This is a genomic window from Arthrobacter sp. TWP1-1 (assembly GCF_049897845.1).
Classification (GTDB): Bacteria; Actinomycetota; Actinomycetes; order Actinomycetales; family Micrococcaceae; genus Specibacter.
Genome location: NZ_JAFCXC010000008.1, coordinates 163,956 through 180,675, shown reverse-complemented (window position 1 = coordinate 180,675; position 16,720 = coordinate 163,956). Strand labels below are relative to the sequence as shown.

Below are 16,720 nucleotides of genomic sequence, written 5' to 3'. Positions count from 1 at the left end.
ACAATCGACACCCCACCACACACCAGATCAACAAACTCCGTGCGGGTGTTCGGGGCAAACAACTTGACCATGAAACGCTCCATCTATCAGAGCGTTGCAACCACCATATGAATTTGCCACCCGCAACATCAGCATCAACTGTACATTCGGGTTTTAGCCGGTTGGCCTATGCCCAGCCGCAACTGAGACAATGGGTCCATGATTGTTGAACCATCACTGACCCGCCGTTCCGCCCTCCGAGCAACCACCGCAGCTTCCGGCGCAGCGTGCGCACTGGCCCTTGCAGGCTGCGCCCCTGCCGGAAATGCAAGCGCCAAAAAGGGCAGCGAGCCGTCCGCGGCACCCACGGGCGGAACTCCGTATCAGGTGGGCAAATTGGCCGAACTGCCCGTTGGCACCACAGCGGCAGGCACGGCAAACGGCGTCGAGCTTGTCCTGTTTCGCGCCGATGAGACCACGGTCCTTGCGTACACGGATGTCTGTACGCATGCCGGCTGCAAGGTTGCCCCGCAAGGCGAGGACTTCAAATGCCCCTGCCACGGATCTGTTTTCAAGGGCAGCGACGGAACTGTCGTGTCGGGCCCCGCTAAGGAAGCCCTTCCCCGCTACGCCGCCGCCATTGACGGTGAATGGATCACCGTTTCCCTCTAGAACCGTCCGTCTAGAACAGCGCCACCTTGGGCGTCCGCGGGAAGATCTGGTCCAGCTCGGCCAGATCCGCAGCGGTGGGCTTCCATCCGGCCGCCTCAGCATTTTGACGCACCTGTTCGGGCTTGGTCGCTCCGGCAATGACGCTGGCCACCGACGGCTGGGCTGCCAGCCAGGAGAATGCGACCTGGACCTCGGTCAGTTCCCGAGCGGCCGCGAAGGCGCCAAACGCCGTGAACTGATCCTGATCGGCCTCGGAAACCATGTGCTGGCGGGTGTGCGAGAGCCGGCTGCCTTCGGGAACGACGCCCCCGCTGTACTTGCCCGTCAACAGGCCGTTCGCCAGCGGGAAGTACGGCATAACGCCGAGTCCATAGGCCTCGGCGGCTGGGGTTACCTCCTGCTCGGCACGGCGATCCAGCAAGTTGTAGTGATTTTGGCTGGCCACAAACCGTTCGGCACCCATGGCCCGAGCCGTGTATTCCGCATCCGCAATCTGCCACCCGGCCAGATTTGAATGGCCAATATAGCGAACTTTGCCCGCGTGGACCAGGTCATCCAGAGCCGAGAGCGTCTCTGCCATCGGGGTGTGCCCATCCGGGGTGTGGTAGTAAAACAGGTCCAAATATTCGGTGTTCAGCCGGCGCAGCGAAGCCTCCACTGCCTGGCGAATGTACTTCCTGGAGCCGCGATGGCCCCAATCCACACCATTGGCGCCCTGGGTGTCCATCCCAAACTTGGTGGCCACGACCACCTTTTCGCGGTGCGCACCCAACGCCTTGCCAAGGATGGTTTCGCTCAGGCCCGGCGTCATTCCATACACATCGGCCACATCGAAGTGTGTGATGCCCGCATCTAGTGCGGCATGTACGACGGCGTCACTACCCTCTTGCGATTGTGTCACCGTCCCGCTGCGGCCCAGATTGTTACAACCCAGGCCCACAGTGGAAACGGTCAGTCCGGAACGGCCTACTTGGCGGTATTCAATCATGGTTCCACTGTACCGAAACTCATGCGTACCGAAACTCGTAAGAGTCTCGGATCAGCAGGCCGTCCGCGCCAACTTACAGGCTGAAGGCCGTGCCGCCTGTGGGGCTGTACTTAGCGCGCAGGGCGCTGGGATCGTCGATGGGCCCCACACCAACGGTCAGCTTGGTGAAATCGAGCTTTTCCTCGCGGATGCACACCTTGATGTTGGCCACGGCGCGGGCGGCGTCCGGGGACACGATGTAGACGTTAAGCTTGCCGAGGCCGTGCCCTGCGGCGGTGAATTCCATCTTTTCCAGGACTCCGCTGCCACGCCAAGCTAGGTGTGAGGTCAGGGATTCCTTGACGCGGAACGCCAGGTGCTTGTCACGGTCCGAGACCCGGTCATTTTTCAAGGCGAACTGGGCCACCACCAGGGTCTGCTCTTCGCGGGCAAGAACGGCATAGCCATCCTCTACGCACTGCTCGCCAAAGGCGGCCAACATGGCCTCTGCTTCCTCAAGCGTCGCGACAGTGACCTCCTTGGAGGTGCTCAGATGCCCCACGGCCCCGTGGTTGACGACGAAGTAAATCTCCGAAGCCGCGTCCGTCTCTTCGTCTCCCCCAGCGTCAACCCACGCCTCGCGGAAAACCAAGGCTCCGGCGTCGTCCTTTTTGTACATACGCACAATGTTCGGGTCAAGGCCCGCCAAAATTGTCTCGTTGCTCTGTTCGCTGCCGTTGTGATCGCTCATACTGATCGCAATGTCCTTCCTAGGGTGAACCAGGCCGCATCGCGGCCGTCGAATGGGTCATTGGCACCGGCCACGTCCTTGACGAGCTCCACGCACGCGGATTCCATGCGTGTGCACAGCTCATCGGGGTAGGCCAGGTCAATGCGGTGCTGGGCAAATTCGTCTTCGTCATCAACGTACAAGCCGCGCATTGCGGTGCGGACCACGTCCAAATCCATGTCGATCATATGGAATTCCACCACGTCAGGGCGTATCCGGCGCCACTGCAGCTCGATGGCCAAGTCTATGTACAGCTCCACCTTTTCCGGATGGGCCTCATCGTAAAACGTTGCCACCCAATCGCCCGTGAACGGAATCAACAAGACTGCATCAGATTCCGTGTACAGGGCTGCACCTGGGCGAGAGATGAATTCGTTGGTGCCCTGAAAAATCCAGTGCCCGAATTCATCGGCACCAAGGTAATGCCCGGGCACCACCCAGTGGGACCCGCCGTCGTACTTGCGGTTCCGGGCAACCACGAGGTCCCCGGAACGCGGGAGGTCGCTCTCGTGCTGCTGCGGAACAGCGGCTTCCTTCACTGCTGTCACAGGATCGGCAGCTGACCCGTGCGCGGGGCGGGCTGGCCGGGCAACGGCCGGGCGAAGGGCACCCTGGTGCCAAGGACCTGTTCGACGACGTCCTGCGCCACCCGCTGTGCGGTCAGGCCCACGCGTTCAAGCACCTGTGACCGGGTTCCATGGGCCAGGAATTCGACGGGCAGGCCCACCTCGTTCAGGGCCGTGTCGATACCAGCGGCACGGAGCTCCTGACGGATGCGTGAGCCCACACCTCCGGCACGGACACCATCCTCAACCACGATGACAATCCGGTGCTGCGACGCCAGTTGCACGATGGAGCGGGGTACGGGCAACACCCAGCGCGGATCAACAACGGTGGAGGTAATCCCCTGGTCACCGATGCGTTGGGCCACCTCAAGGGACAACTCGCTCATGGCGCCCACGCTGACAATCAGCACGTCGGTCTGCGGATCCTTGGGCAAGTCCGGCATGTTGTGGTGGTTCCGGGCCAGGACGTCGACGCCGTCGTACAGGCGCTCGAGTGCCGCAACTTCAGGACCGGCCTTGCCCTTTGAGTAGCGAACAACGCTGGGTGCGTCGGAAATGGCCACGGCCTCACGCAATTCCTCACGGAGACGCACAGCATCCCGTGGAGCGGCCAGATGCAGGCCGGGAATGATCTGCAGCATCGACATGTCCCACATGCCATGGTGGCTTGGACCGTCCGGACCGGTGACGCCGGCGCGGTCAAGGACAATCGTGACGCCGGCCTTGTGGAGGGCCACATCCATGAGTAGCTGGTCGAAGGCGCGATTCAGGAACGTCGCGTAAATAGCAACGACAGGATGCAGGCCACCGAAGGCCATGCCGGCCGCCATGGTGAGCGCATGCTGCTCCGCAATGCCAACGTCAATGACGCGCTCAGGGTACTTTTGAGCAAACTTAGCCAAGCCCACCGGAAGCAGCATGGCTCCGGTAATACCAACGATGTCTTTACGCTCGTCGGCAATTTTGGCAATTTCTTCGCCAAAGACGCCGGTCCACGACATGCCGCCGGACTGCTCGATGGATTCGCCCGTTTCGGGGTCAATCACGCCGACGGCGTGGAACTGATCGTTGACATCGGCACGAGCGGGGGCGTAACCACGGCCCTTCTCGGTGAAAGCGTGCACGATGACCGGACCGCCGTAATTCTTGGCGGCAGTCAGGGCAGCCTCCATGGCCTTCTGGTCGTGACCGTCCACGGGGCCAACATACTTGATGCCGAGATCTTCGAAGAGCCCCTGGGGCGCCCACCAATCCTTGGCGCCCTTTTTGGCTGCGTGCAGGCTCTTGTAGACGAACTGCCCAACAACGTTGCCGTCCTGCAGGCGCTTCTTCCCCCACGACATGGAGGCCTCGTAACGCCTGTGGGTACGCACCTGATCCAGTGCCGGGCGCAAGGACGCCAGATAGTCGGCGACGCCGCCAACAGTCGGCGCGTAGGAACGGCCGTTGTCATTGACCACGATCACGAGCTTGCGGTTTTTATCCGCTGCAATGTTGTTGATGGCTTCCCAGGTCATGCCACCAGTCAGCGCGCCGTCACCAATAACGGCTACAACATAACGGTCGTCTTCGCCGTTGAGCTGGCGCGCCCGGGCAATGCCGTCGGCCCAGGAAAGGGACGAGGAAGCGTGTGAGCTCTCCACGATGTCATGAACAGATTCGCCGCGGTCCGGGTAGCCGGAGAGACCACCCTGCTGGCGCAGTGTGGAAAAGTCCTGCCGCCCCGTGACCAATTTATGAACATACGATTGGTGGCCGGTATCAAAAATCACACCGTCCTTGGGAGATTCAAAAACCCGGTGGATGGCAAGCGTCAATTCGACAACGCCGAGGTTGGGGCCAAGGTGGCCGCCGGTTTGAGAAACGTTGGTAACGAGGAAGTCCCGAATTTCCTGGGCCAAGGCCTCCATCTGCACGTCACCGAGTTTTCTCAGCTCGCGCGGATGCGTGATGGTTTCTAAAAGTCCCATTGGTACCTCCCAGGGTCCACAGTCAACGTCTAACAATATCGCGTCCCGCCGTGCTACGTGCGCGAGGAACCGCCGGGACACCGCCTTAATGACACCGATCCCCCATTCGGAGCCCGGGATTCCGGTGTCCAAAAGCGGGATCGGTGTCCGAAAACACCCAGTTACCCGCCGGAACGTCTGGCGGGACGGATTAAACAGCGGAGGGCGGGTACCCGGTTTCCCGAATACCCGCCCTCTTTAGATCAAACGAAGCTAATTAAGCCTTAGCGGTGATCTGGCGCAGTACGTACTGCAAGATTCCACCGTTACGGTAGTAATCGGCTTCACCCGGTGTGTCGATGCGCAAATCGGCATCGAAGCTCACCGAGGTGCCGTCTTCAGCAACAGCCGTGACCTTGAGGGTCTTGGGCGTGGTGCCATTGTTCAGCTCCGTCACACCTTCAACGGAGAAGGTTTCCGTGCCGGTCAGACCCAACGATGCAGCGTTCACACCGGCCGGGTACTGCAGCGGCAGGACGCCCATACCGATGAGGTTGGAGCGGTGAATACGCTCGTAGCTCTCGGCAACAACAGCCTTGACACCCAGCAGCGCGGTGCCCTTAGCGGCCCAGTCACGTGAGGAGCCCGAACCGTATTCCTTACCAGCCAAGACAACCAGCGGGGTGCCAGCAGCCTGGTAGTTGACGGACGCATCGTAGATGTACGACTGCGGGCCGCCTTCCTGGGTGAAGTCGCGGGTGAAGCCACCTTCGACGTTGTCCAGGATCTGGTTGCGGATGCGGATGTTCGCGAAGGTTCCGCGAATCATGACCTCGTGGTTTCCACGACGTGAACCGTAGGAGTTGAAGTCCTTGCGTTCAACACCGTTGGCCAGCAGGTACTGTCCGGCCGGGGTTTCCGACTTGAACGAACCGGCAGGGCTGATGTGGTCGGTGGTGACCGAATCGCCGAGCTTCAACAGAACGCGTGCGCCGGCGATGTCCTCGACCGGTGACGCTTCTGCCTTCATGCCCTCAAAGTACGGGGGCTTACGAACGTAGGTGGACTTGGGATCCCATTCGAAGGTGTTGCCTTCGGGAGTTTCCAGAGCCTTCCAGCGGTCATCGCCATCGAAGATGGTGGCGTAGGAGTTCGTGAACATGTCACGGTCGATAGAGGCGTCCATGACTTCCTGGACCTCAACCGGGTTCGGCCAGATGTCCGCGAGGAATACATCGTTGCCTTCGGCATCCTGGCCAAGTGCATCGGTGTCGAAATCGAAGTCCATGGAACCAGCCAGGGCGTAAGCGATGACCAATGGCGGTGAGGCCAAGTAGTTCATCTTCACGTCCGGGTTGATCCGGCCTTCGAAGTTACGGTTACCGGAAAGCACGGCCGTGACGGACAGATCGTTTTCAGCAATGGCTGCTGAAATCTCAGTGTCCAACGGGCCGGAGTTGCCGATGCAGGTGGCGCAGCCGTAACCGACAGTGTAGAAACCGAGCTTTTCCAGGAACGGAACCAGCCCTGACTTCTCGTAGTAGTCAGTGACAACCTTGGAGCCCGGAGCCACGGAGGTCTTGACCCACGGCTTGGACAACAAACCCTTGTTGACGGCGTTGCGGGCCAGAACGGCTGCAGCGAGCATCACTGAGGGGTTGGAGGTGTTGGTGCAAGAGGTGATCGAGGCGATCGAGACTGCACCGTGGTCCAGCTCGAACTCAACGCCTGATTCGTTCTTCACGTGGATGGGGCTCGACGGGCGACCGTTGGATCCGTTGGCGGCAGAAACCACTGCGCGCTCGGTGTCGTGCTGGTGCGAGTCCGGGTGAGTGAAGGACGGGGCGTCAGAGGCCGGGAAGGATTCTTCCAGGGACTCATCAACCGTGTTGCCGTCGGCGTTTGCATCTGCCGAGACGTAGTTCTTCAAGTCAGAGCGGAACTGTGCCTTGGAGTTGGTCAGCTCGATGCGGTCTTGGGGACGCTTGGGACCCGAGATGGAGGGAACCACGGTGGACAGGTCCAACTCGAGGTACTCGGAGAACTTGATCTCCACCGAAGGATCGTGCCAAAGGCCCTGTTCCTTCGCGTACGCCTCAACGAGCGCAAGCTGCTCTTCGGAACGGCCGGTCAGGCGCAGGTAGTCAACCGTAACTTCGTCGATCGGGAACATTGCAGCCGTGGAGCCGAACTCCGGGCTCATGTTACCGATGGTTGCGCGGTTAGCCAACGGCACACCGGCAACGCCTTCGCCGTAGAACTCAACGAACTTGCCAACGACGCCGTGCTTACGCAGCTGCTCCGTGATGGTCAAAACAACGTCGGTTGCCGTAGCGCCGGCCGGGATGGACCCGGTCAGCTTGAAGCCAACGACGCGCGGGATCAGCATGGAGACGGGCTGGCCAAGCATGGCTGCCTCGGCTTCGATGCCACCAACGCCCCAACCCAACACGCCCAGGCCGTTGACCATGGTGGTGTGGGAGTCGGTGCCGACCAGGGTGTCGGGGTAGGCGCGCAGAACTCCGTCGACCTCGCGGGTCATGACGGTGCGGGCCAAGTATTCAATGTTGACCTGGTGGACAATGCCCATTCCCGGGGGAACAACCTTGAAGTCTTCGAATGCGGTCTGGCCCCAGCGCAGGAACTGGTAACGCTCACCGTTGCGCTGGTATTCGATTTCCATGTTGCGCTCAACGGCATCTGAGTTGCCGAAGACGTCAATCTGGACCGAGTGGTCGATGACCATCTCGGCGGGAGCCAACGGGTTTACACGGCTGGGGTCTCCGCCGAGTTCCTTGACTGCTTCACGCATGGTCGCCAGGTCAACGATGCAGGGAACTCCAGTGAAGTCCTGCATGATGACGCGTGCCGGGGTGAACTGGATTTCCGTGTTGGGTTCCGCGCTGGGATCCCACTGCGCCAACGCACGTACGTGGTCGGCTGTAATGTTCGCACCATCTTCGGTACGAAGCAGGTTCTCCAGCAATACTTTGAGGCTGAACGGAAGGCTCTTGGCGCCTTCTACCGAGTTCAGTCGGAAAATCTCATAATCGGTTCCGGCGACATTAAGTACGCCTTTGGAACCAAAACTGTCCACATTTGTCATGGATGGACTCCTCTCGCCACTGCTTTTATCTTGGTCACGCACGGGGCAGGATGCCAGTTAGGCAGCCCTTACTCACGCTCGGAGACCGCTCCGCGCTTCTTCAGAAAACGGTAGAGCAGCTCGATCGCCAAACATCCCATTGCAGTCACGGCAATCGTAACCGCTAACAAGCCTCCCCGGGGTATGTCCAGCGCAAAGAAGTTCCGGGCAAAGGGGACGGCCATGACCAGGGCCAGGCCAATGACCATGGCGGCGACCAATAACGCGCGCCATTTATCAAACGGCCGGGCCAAGGCGCCGAGCACCCACAGCGCCACCAACAGCACTGTCATGGTGACGGCCGTTTGTGCTTCCCGCACCGCCAACTCTTCCCCGAGTAGGGGGTTGGGGAACGTGGTGGCGTAGGAATAGACAGCCAGGATGCACATGGCGACAATGGTGCCGGAGGGGATGGCGAACATCAACGTCCGCCGCAAGAATCCGGGCTGGTAGCGCCGCGCATTTGGCAACAAGGCAAGGAAAAACGCCGGAATACCAATGGTCATGGAGCTCACAATGGACAGCTGCCGCGGTAGGAACGGGTAACGCCACATCAGGATGCCGATGACGATTGAGATGATGATCGCATAGGTGGTTTTGGTGAGGAACAGGTTTGCCACGCGCTCCACGTTGGCAATGACCCTGCGGCCTTCGGCAACAACGGAGGGCAGGTGCGAGAATTGCCCATCGAGCAGGACCAGGCGGGACACTGCCTTAGTGGCGGCAGCCCCGCTGCCCATGGCGATGCCGATGTCGGCATGCTTGAGCGCCAGGGCATCGTTGACGCCGTCGCCCGTCATGGCCACAACGTGGCCGCTGCGCTGTAGGGCCAACACGATGGCTTTTTTCTGTTCCGGAGTTACCCGGCCCAACACGCTTTCATGTTGCAGCACTTGGGCCAGGGCGTCGATGTCTTCTGGGAGGTTGCGCGCGTCATATCCGTCGCCAGTAAAGTCAAAACCTACATCCCGGGCCACGGCCGCGACGGTTCTCGGATTGTCCCCCGAAATAATTTTCAAGGCCACGCCCTGCTCGCGGAAATACTCCAAGGTCTCGGCAGCATCCGGGCGAACCTTTTCCCGGAACACCAAAAGCGCCACGGGAACAAGTCCCGTCAGATCGAAGTCGCCGGCGCTCACGCCAGGCCCAGGTGTGGCCGATTCCGCCGAGGGTGCCTGCGCCCGATGAGCCAACACCAGGGCCCGCAGGCCGCGCCCAGCAGCCTCGAAAGCCGTCGCGAGGGGTTCCGGGTGGAATTCAGGTTGTAGGACGACCTCAGGGGCACCCAGCACCCATTCACCGGCCACAGCGCCGGGGCCGAAAGTTACCGAACTGAACTTTCGCGCACTACTAAAATCGAGTTCCGAGATGGGACGGTCCTGGACCCCATCGCTGTAGCTTGAGGACAAGGCCGCGGCGGTTGCGTTGGCATTGGGGTGGGCGCCCAACCAGGCCAGGACCTGCTCCCACCCGGGGACCGCCTCAAACACGGTGGTGCCGGCCAGCTCCATCCGGCCCTCGGTGAGCGTTCCGGTCTTATCTAGACAAACCATATCGACGCGGGCCAGCCCTTCCACGGCCGGCAACTCCTGCACCAAAACCTGGCTGCGGGCCAGCTTTACGGCCGCCATGCCAAAGGAAATGCTTGTCAACAGCACCAGGCCTTCGGGAATCATGGCAACAATGCTCGCAACGGCGCTGACGACGGCGATGCGCCAGTCCCCCGAGGCAATGGCCGCGGCCCATCCGCCGTGGGCGTTCATCTGGCCGTTGATGACCAGCACGATGATGGGGATCAGGGCCCAGGCGATGTACAGGATGATCCGGTTGATGGAATTGCGGATCTCCGAATTAACCAGCGAGAACCGCCGCGCCTCGGCAGTCAGTGCCGCGGCATAGGACTCGGCCCCTACCCGGTGCACGCGGGCCGAACCATGGCCGGCCACCACGGCGGAACCCGAAAGGGACAAATCACCCGTGGACTTCCCTACCGGCGCCGACTCCCCCGTCAGCAGTGATTCATCAATTTCCAAGCCCTCGGAGACAACCACCACGGCATCCGCGGGAACCTGATCTCCTGTGCGCAGCAACAGCAGATCATCCTGAACCACCTCGGCGACGGCCAGTTCCAACGATAAACCGCCGCGACGCACCCTTGCCCTGGGTGCATGCAGCACGGCCAATTTATCCAGCGTGCGCTTGGCCCGGTACTCCTGAACCACACCGATGGCGGCGTTGGCCACCACAATGAACCCAAAGAGCGCATCCCGCGGGTCCCCCACCAGCAGCACCAGAACCAGGCAACTGCCCAACACCGTATTGAACAGCGTGAACACATTCGCGCGAATAATGGCCCACACACTGCGGCTGCTCTCATGCGCCACCGCATTGCTCAGCTCGGCAGTGTGCCGCTCATGAACCTGGGCGGCGTTGAGCCCATCGCGTTCCAGCGCCTGCGCATCAACCGGTGCCAACTTGCCGCGGGCCGCCTCCATGGCGGAGCGGCGGTGTTCATCGCGCCGTTCCGCCAGAAGCGTGACCTTGGGCTTGTTGCGGGTGAGGTCCCGCCGCGGCGGGCGATCCCTGGATTCGCTTTGGTTCAAGGACGTTCCTACTCCGTAATGGTTGCTTTCGCGGCAGGCACCAACAAGGCAACGGTTTCCACATGGTGGGTGTGCGGGTACAGATCGAAGGCTCGCAGCTTTTCGATCTTCCAGCCAGCGTTGGCAAAGTACTTTACGTCCCGGGCGAAGGCTGCCGGATCGCAGGAAACGTAGGCGATGGCCGACGGCGAGGTGGCCACCAGGGCGCGTACAACTGCCTTCCCGGCACCCGCACGCGGCGGATCGAGTACGACGGCGTCAAAGTGGCGGCGCTGTCCGGCGGCACTTTGGGAGGCTCGGGACTGGGTGCCCAGAATCTTTTCGACACGGCCCTGGAGGATTTCAACCTGCTCGCTGGCGTGCAGGTTTTTCCTGGCGTCGCGGCTGGTTCCCGGGGAACCTTCCACGGACAGTACGCTGCCGTCGTTTCCAACGGCGTCCGCCAACGGTGCGGTGAACAAGCCGGCTCCGGCGTACAGATCGGCGACATCGGCGCCGTCGTTCAGGTAGCCGCCTTGCAGCAGGTAGCCCAACGCTGCATCGGTGAGAACCTTGGGGGCCCTGCGGTGAATCTGCCAGAAGCCGTCGCCGGTGATGCGGAACTCGTGGTCGTCGGTAGTTTCCTTGACCCAGCCGCGGCCGTTGATGACCTCGATGGCACTGTTTTCAGGGTTCCAGCGCGCCACGGACGGGGCTGTTTCAAGGGCAGCAAGGGAGCGGGCGATGCGCTTGATGGCTGCTCCGGCGGCCTTTTCGCTGAGCCCGTGGATGGGTGCCAACAGCACCAAAACGCCGGACCCATTGGCTGGGGCGGCAACTTCAACACGATCAATGCCGGTGAAATCCAGCTCCCACAGACGCAGTTCGTTGATGGCTGGCAGTGCCAGCGGCATTTCCTGAACGGGCAGGATGGTGTGTGAACGGTGCGCGTGCATGCCAAGCTTGCCCGACGGTGTGACAGCAAAGCCCACACGGGTGCGCCAGCCAAGACCGGCTTGCTGCTCGGCGTTGCCGGCGGTATCCACGTCCTCCACGCCAGCACCAAACAGTGCGTCGATGGCCTCGGTGGACAGGCCGCCCAGGCGTTCAAGCTGTTCGCGTACCACGGAGGTCTTCAGCGCCAACTGGCCGGTGCGGGACACATGGCCAAATTCGGCTCCACCGACGGGGGCAGCATTGCGGCTGCCTGCTCGAAGGGCGTCGGCTTCGGCCCAGAAGTGGTGAACGCGCTCAGGCGAAGCCTCTACGACACTGGTGACATCACCGCGCCAGAACTTCGCGTCCTCGCCCTGCTCCGTGATGGCAATTTCCACGGTCTCACCGGGGATGGCGTGGCGGACAAAGATGACGCGTCCATCGTGGCGCGCAACGCAATGGCCGCCGTGGGCCACCGGCCCAACGGTGACGGTGAGGCGGGGGGTGCTGGTGGACTCGCTCATAGGCTCTATTCCTGATATTTCTTCGCGTCAGTGGAGGATTTCAGCTGCCAAGGCACGCTGGCAACCACAACTCCTGGTTCAAAATGCAACCGCGTCTTAATGCGCAGGGCCGTCTGGTTGTGCACCAGTTGCTCCCACCATTTGCCCACCACGTATTCCGGGATGTACACCACAATCAAGTCCCGCGGGGAATCCCTACGCATGGCCTTAATGTGGCTGATCAGCGGCGTCAACGTTTCCCGGTAGGGACTCGCCAACACAGTCAACGGTACCGGGATGGAGAGCCTTGCCCAATCCGCGATGGTCGCTTCGGTCTCGGCAGGGTCCAGATCAACCGTGATCGCTTCCAGCGTTGAAGGCCGCGACGCCCGTGCGAACGCTATTGCACGCATGACGGGCTTGCGGACGTGCGAGACCAAGATCACCGCGTGAATGCGGGCTGGCAGGGCCTTGATAGCCGAGTCTGTCTCGACGGCCAGTTCCTTGGCCACGTTGTCGTAGTGCGAGCGGATGCTCCACATGATGACAAACAAGATGGCCATGGCAAGCAGAGCAATCCAGGCACCCTGCTCAAATTTTGTGACCAAAACAATGAGCAGCACCGTCAGGGTCATGCAGAAGCCGATGGTGTTGATGACCCGCGAACGCATCATCCTAAAGCGGATGCCCTTGTCCTTGACCTTGAGCAGTTCCCGCGTCCAGTGCCGAATCATGCCCAGCTGGCTGGCCGTAAAGGAGATAAACACGCCAACAATGTAGAGCTGGATCAGGCGGGTGACATCGGCGTTGAAGGCGACGATCAGCACCAGCGCGCCGGCGGCAAGGAGTATGACGCCGTTGCTGAAGGCCAGGCGGTCGCCACGGGTACGCAACTGGCGCGGCAGGTAGCCATCCTTGGCGAGGATGGATGCCAGAACCGGGAAGCCGTTGAAAGCCGTGTTGGAGGCAAAGACCAGGATGGCTCCCGTCGCGGCAACGATGATGAAGAACGGGATGGATCCGGCACCAAAAATCGTGGATGCGATCTGGCTGATCGACGGGTTCTGTACGTAATCTTCGGGCAGCGCCACACCATTCAACAAGAACTCGGTGTGGGGATCCGCCACGATGTGAACGCCTGTGGCATTGGCAAGGAACAAAATGCTGGCCATCATGCCGGCGGCAATGGCACCGAGCAGCAACAGCGTTGTGGCGGCATTCTTGCTCTTGGGTTTGCGGAAGTTTGGCACTCCGTTGCTGATGGCCTCAACACCCGTCAAGGCGGCAGCGCCTGAGGAGAAGGCACGCAGGAGTAGGAAGGCCCCGGCTAGGCCGACAAGGCCCTGGTTGAAGGCAGACTCTGGCACAATCTCAAACGCGGCCGACGGCGCCCGGCCTAGGGATCCCGTCATGGCCTGAAACAGGCCCGTGGCGGTCATGGCGAAGATGCAGAACATGAAAATGTAGGTGGGCACGGCAAATACGCTGCCCGCCTCACGCACGCCGCGGAGATTGACCAGGGCCAGGATAATGACACCGACGACGGCGATCGCGGCCTGTGTGCCGTGCCATCCGGGCACCGCGGTGGCCAGGTAATTGGCGGCCGAGGACATCGACACCGCAACCGTCAAGACGTAGTCAACCATGAGCGCCGAAGCGACAGTCAGTCCCGATCGCTTGCCAAGATTGACTGTGGCAATCTCATAGTCGCCACCACCGGAAGGGTAGGCATGCACGTTCTGGCGATAAGAGGCCACAACCGTTAGCAGGACCACCATGACAGCCAAGCCAACCCAGGGCGACAGTGAAACAGCTGCCACACCCGCCAGAGCCAGGGTAAGCAAGATTTCATCGGGCGCATAAGCCACGGAGGAAAGAGCGTCCGAGGCGAATACCGGCAGGGCAATACGTTTGGGCAGTAGCGTGTGGGCAAGTTTGTCGTTGCGGTAGGGACGCCCCACAAGGATCCGCTTAAACGCGTTGAAGAAGTTCAGCACGCGGGTAACGCTAGCACCACCTTGCCCGTTGTGCCCCTGCCAGCACGAACTAATGCGAGAATGTACTGACACAACACGGTACCGAAACGACAGGGAGCATCAGTGGCACATTTCGTGATCATGGGTTGCGGACGCGTGGGTGCCACCTTGGCCCATGCCTTGGAGGACTCCGGCCATTCCGTGGCCATCATCGATCAGGATGAGCGCGCCTTCCGCCGCCTGCGCACGGGCTTCAGCGGTCGCAAGGTGACCGGCGTCGGCTTCGACCAGGACACGCTCAAGCAGGCCGACATCGAGAACGCCTACGCCTTTGCCGCCGTTTCCAGCGGAGACAACTCCAACATCCTGGCCACCCGCGTGGCCCGGGAAACCTTCCATGTGGAGCACGTTGTAGCCCGGATCTACGATCCCGGCCGCGCGGAAATCTACCAGCGCCTTGGCATCCCCACGGTGGCCGCAGTGCGTTGGAGCGCCGATCAGGTGTTGCGTCGGATCCTCCCGGAATCGGCGATCAAGGGTGACTTCCGGGAACCCTCAGGCCGGTTGCTGCTGACCGAGCTCACGCTGCATCCAGGGTGGATTGGCCAGCACGTCCTGGACATTGAAAATGCCGCCCAGGTGCGCGTGGCCTACCTGACCCGATTCGGTGAAGGCATGCTGCCGGGGCCGGACACGAGTTACCAGCAAGGCGACACCGTCCACGCGATGATCGTCGGCACACAATCCACTGACGTGATGCACATCCTGTCCACACCGCCAGCGAAGGAGTCCTAAGGATGTTGGTAGTCATTGTTGGTGCTGGCAGCGTTGGCTGTTCCATTGCCAAGGAACTTCTCTCTAACGGCCACGACACCTTGCTGATCGATCCCAAGCCCGAGGTCATTGGCAAAAGCGGACTTCGTGGCGCACGGTGGCTGGTGGGCGACGCCTGCGAAATCACTACGCTGCGCGAAGCCAAACTTGAGGAGGCCGACGTCGTCGTTTCGGCAACAGGGGACGACAAGGTCAACCTTGTCGTCTCACTGCTGGCCAAATCGGAATTTGGCGTTGGCCGCACGGTGGGCCGGGTCAATAATCCAAAGAATGATTGGATGTTTGACGATTCGTGGGGCGTCGACGTAGCCGTCAGCACTCCGCGGCTCATGACGGCCCTCGTTGAGGAAGCTGTGGAGATCGGTGACCTAGTCCGTCTGCTGACCCTTCAGGCCGGTGTGGCGTCCCTCGTTGAGTTCACCGTGCCAACGGAATCGCACATCATTGGCCAGACGGTTGGCACGATCGAGTGGCCGATGGACTCCACTTTGGTCGCTATTCTGCGCGATGAAGCTCCCATCACGCCCAGCCCGGACGACGTGGTGGAGGGCGGCGATGAACTATTCTTCGTCACCACCATTGCCGCGGAAAACGATCTGCGCGCGCTGCTCTCCCCGGACAAACCAACAAGCAAATAGCAAACCTGCCAGTAGCTTAAGCAAGGATGGGCCCGGTCATCTGACCGGGCCCATCCTTGCTTGTGGCTAGCTGGCGCTGTTGCTTTTAGCGCGCTAACTTTTAGCGTCTTCGCTGCCACCCACGGGCCGGCTGATGAGCCAAGCAATCCAGAGGCCAAACGCGTAGAGGGGAACGCCCATGATCAACCGCATGGCGCCGAGCGCATCAACATGCTCGGTCAGGTACAACGGCAGCTGGACAGCGAGGCGGGCAGCCATGACGCCCACCAAGATCCAGGTGGCCGCACGGTAGGCGCGCAGCCGTTCAGGCTCGGCACGCCAGCGCAATCCCTCATTCCGGGCGTAGCCAAACAGCAGCCCCAGAACAGGCCACCGAAGAGCAATGGACAGCACCATGGCCGCAATGTAGGCGGCGTTGGTGTAGAAACCCACCAAATAGTAGTTTTCTGCCTTACCCGTTTTCATGGCCAGAAACGCTGAAAGTGCGACGCCGACAATTCCGGCCAGTGCCTGCGTCAGCGGAGTGCGCTGAATGAGCCTAGCGACGAGGAAGATCGCCGCCATGGCGATCGACCCCACCAAGGCACTGCTCAGGTTCCGGGTCAGGGTGAAGACAACAAGAAATACCAGGCCAGGCAGGACGCTCTCGGCGATGCCCCTGATTCCCCCAGCTGCGGCCAGCAGGTCAATGTGTCCATCATCTTTTCGGACCAGCGGATTCTTAGCGGCCATCTCCTGGGCGAGTTCGGCAAAGGTAGCAGCCGGCTTACCTTGCTGATCTGCACTTGACTCATCGGCACTTAACTCATCGGCGCGGGAGTTATCTTCGGGGCTCTGCTGGCTCAACTAGCTCTCCTGAATTCCAATGATTTCGTAGCGTGGGTTGTACATGGTGGGTAAGCCATCGCGGAGCGAGACCATCCCTTCGACACGCAGACGGGTGCCGGCAAGAATGCCGGGCATCCGCCGTCGTCCGATCCAGACAAGACGCAGTCGGTGATTTCCGCCGTCGTTAGCCATCCGGTGGAATTCCCTATCCGTCAATATGGCGGTGTAGGCCGGGGCGACCAATTCGGGCTGGATCGTGACGGCGTCGATGACGCCCGTGCAGACCGCCCGGCCGCGCAGTGGCAATTCGCCGATGGCAATCGCCTCAGGCCAATCTCCTTGGGGCATGGGCGCC

Annotated in this window: 13 protein-coding genes; 3 read left to right on the top strand and 10 right to left on the bottom strand. The window is 61.2% G+C overall.

Translation table 11 applies throughout. The features are described from left to right. The first annotated feature begins 198 nt into the window (after nucleotides 1-198). Nucleotides 199-651, top strand: a complete 453-nt coding sequence (locus ACP7B9_RS14290; protein WP_425864420.1) for a Rieske (2Fe-2S) protein — start codon at nucleotides 199-201, stop codon at nucleotides 649-651. A 10-nt stretch (nucleotides 652-661) separates the two neighbouring features. Here the strand turns inward: ACP7B9_RS14290 and ACP7B9_RS14285 are convergent, their stop codons facing one another. The 8 genes from ACP7B9_RS14285 to ACP7B9_RS14250 form a co-directional block, all read right to left on the bottom strand. Continuing rightward, the gene (locus ACP7B9_RS14285; RefSeq protein ID WP_425864418.1) at nucleotides 662-1,639 is read right to left on the bottom strand and encodes an aldo/keto reductase; all 978 of its coding nucleotides are present in this window, start codon (nucleotides 1,637-1,639) and stop codon (nucleotides 662-664) included. Between the two features lie 73 nt (nucleotides 1,640-1,712). Further along, nucleotides 1,713-2,369: a hypothetical protein gene (locus ACP7B9_RS14280; RefSeq protein ID WP_425864416.1), complete on the bottom strand. Its 657-nt coding sequence runs from the start codon at nucleotides 2,367-2,369 to the stop codon at nucleotides 1,713-1,715. Next, nucleotides 2,366-2,956 (bottom strand): DUF402 domain-containing protein, encoded by a 591-nt coding sequence (locus ACP7B9_RS14275; protein WP_425864414.1) that lies wholly within the window; start codon nucleotides 2,954-2,956, stop codon nucleotides 2,366-2,368. The genes ACP7B9_RS14280 and ACP7B9_RS14275 overlap by 4 nt, the downstream gene beginning before the upstream one ends. Continuing rightward, on the bottom strand, nucleotides 2,953-4,944 hold the full coding sequence (dxs, locus tag ACP7B9_RS14270) for a 1-deoxy-D-xylulose-5-phosphate synthase (RefSeq protein WP_425864412.1): 1,992 nt from the start codon (nucleotides 4,942-4,944) through the stop codon (nucleotides 2,953-2,955). The genes ACP7B9_RS14275 and dxs overlap by 4 nt, the downstream gene beginning before the upstream one ends. Before the next feature lie 256 nt (nucleotides 4,945-5,200). After that, on the bottom strand, nucleotides 5,201-8,029 hold the full coding sequence (locus ACP7B9_RS14265) for an aconitate hydratase (RefSeq protein WP_425864410.1): 2,829 nt from the start codon (nucleotides 8,027-8,029) through the stop codon (nucleotides 5,201-5,203). A gap of 68 nt (nucleotides 8,030-8,097) precedes the next feature. After that, on the bottom strand, nucleotides 8,098-10,671 hold the full coding sequence (locus tag ACP7B9_RS14260) for an HAD-IC family P-type ATPase (RefSeq protein ID WP_425864408.1): 2,574 nt from the start codon (nucleotides 10,669-10,671) through the stop codon (nucleotides 8,098-8,100). A gap of 8 nt (nucleotides 10,672-10,679) precedes the next feature. After that, nucleotides 10,680-12,110 (bottom strand): class I SAM-dependent RNA methyltransferase, encoded by a 1,431-nt coding sequence (locus ACP7B9_RS14255; RefSeq protein WP_425864407.1) that lies wholly within the window; start codon nucleotides 12,108-12,110, stop codon nucleotides 10,680-10,682. Nucleotides 12,111-12,115: 5 nt separating this feature from the next. Further along, entirely contained in the window at nucleotides 12,116-14,086 is a 1,971-nt protein-coding gene (locus ACP7B9_RS14250; RefSeq protein WP_425864406.1) for an APC family permease, read from the bottom strand. A gap of 102 nt (nucleotides 14,087-14,188) precedes the next feature. On the opposite strand from ACP7B9_RS14250, the gene ACP7B9_RS14245 reads away from it, so the two are divergent. Together ACP7B9_RS14245 and ACP7B9_RS14240 are read left to right on the top strand one after the other, a co-directional pair. Then, nucleotides 14,189-14,860 carry a potassium channel family protein gene (locus ACP7B9_RS14245; RefSeq protein WP_425864404.1) on the top strand — a complete coding sequence of 224 codons (672 nt, stop codon included), beginning with the start codon at nucleotides 14,189-14,191 and terminating at the stop codon, nucleotides 14,858-14,860. A 2-nt stretch (nucleotides 14,861-14,862) separates the two neighbouring features. Beyond that, the gene (locus ACP7B9_RS14240; RefSeq protein WP_425864402.1) at nucleotides 14,863-15,537 is read left to right on the top strand and encodes a potassium channel family protein; all 675 of its coding nucleotides are present in this window, start codon (nucleotides 14,863-14,865) and stop codon (nucleotides 15,535-15,537) included. 93 nt (nucleotides 15,538-15,630) lie between these two features. Here the strand turns inward: ACP7B9_RS14240 and ACP7B9_RS14235 are convergent, their stop codons facing one another. Further along, a complete protein-coding gene (locus ACP7B9_RS14235; protein WP_425864400.1) occupies nucleotides 15,631-16,383 on the bottom strand; it encodes a DUF3159 domain-containing protein in 753 nt (250 codons plus the stop codon). Then, nucleotides 16,384-16,713 carry a hypothetical protein gene (locus ACP7B9_RS14230; RefSeq protein ID WP_425864399.1) on the bottom strand — a complete coding sequence of 110 codons (330 nt, stop codon included), beginning with the start codon at nucleotides 16,711-16,713 and terminating at the stop codon, nucleotides 16,384-16,386. Nucleotides 16,714-16,720: the final 7 nt, after the last annotated feature.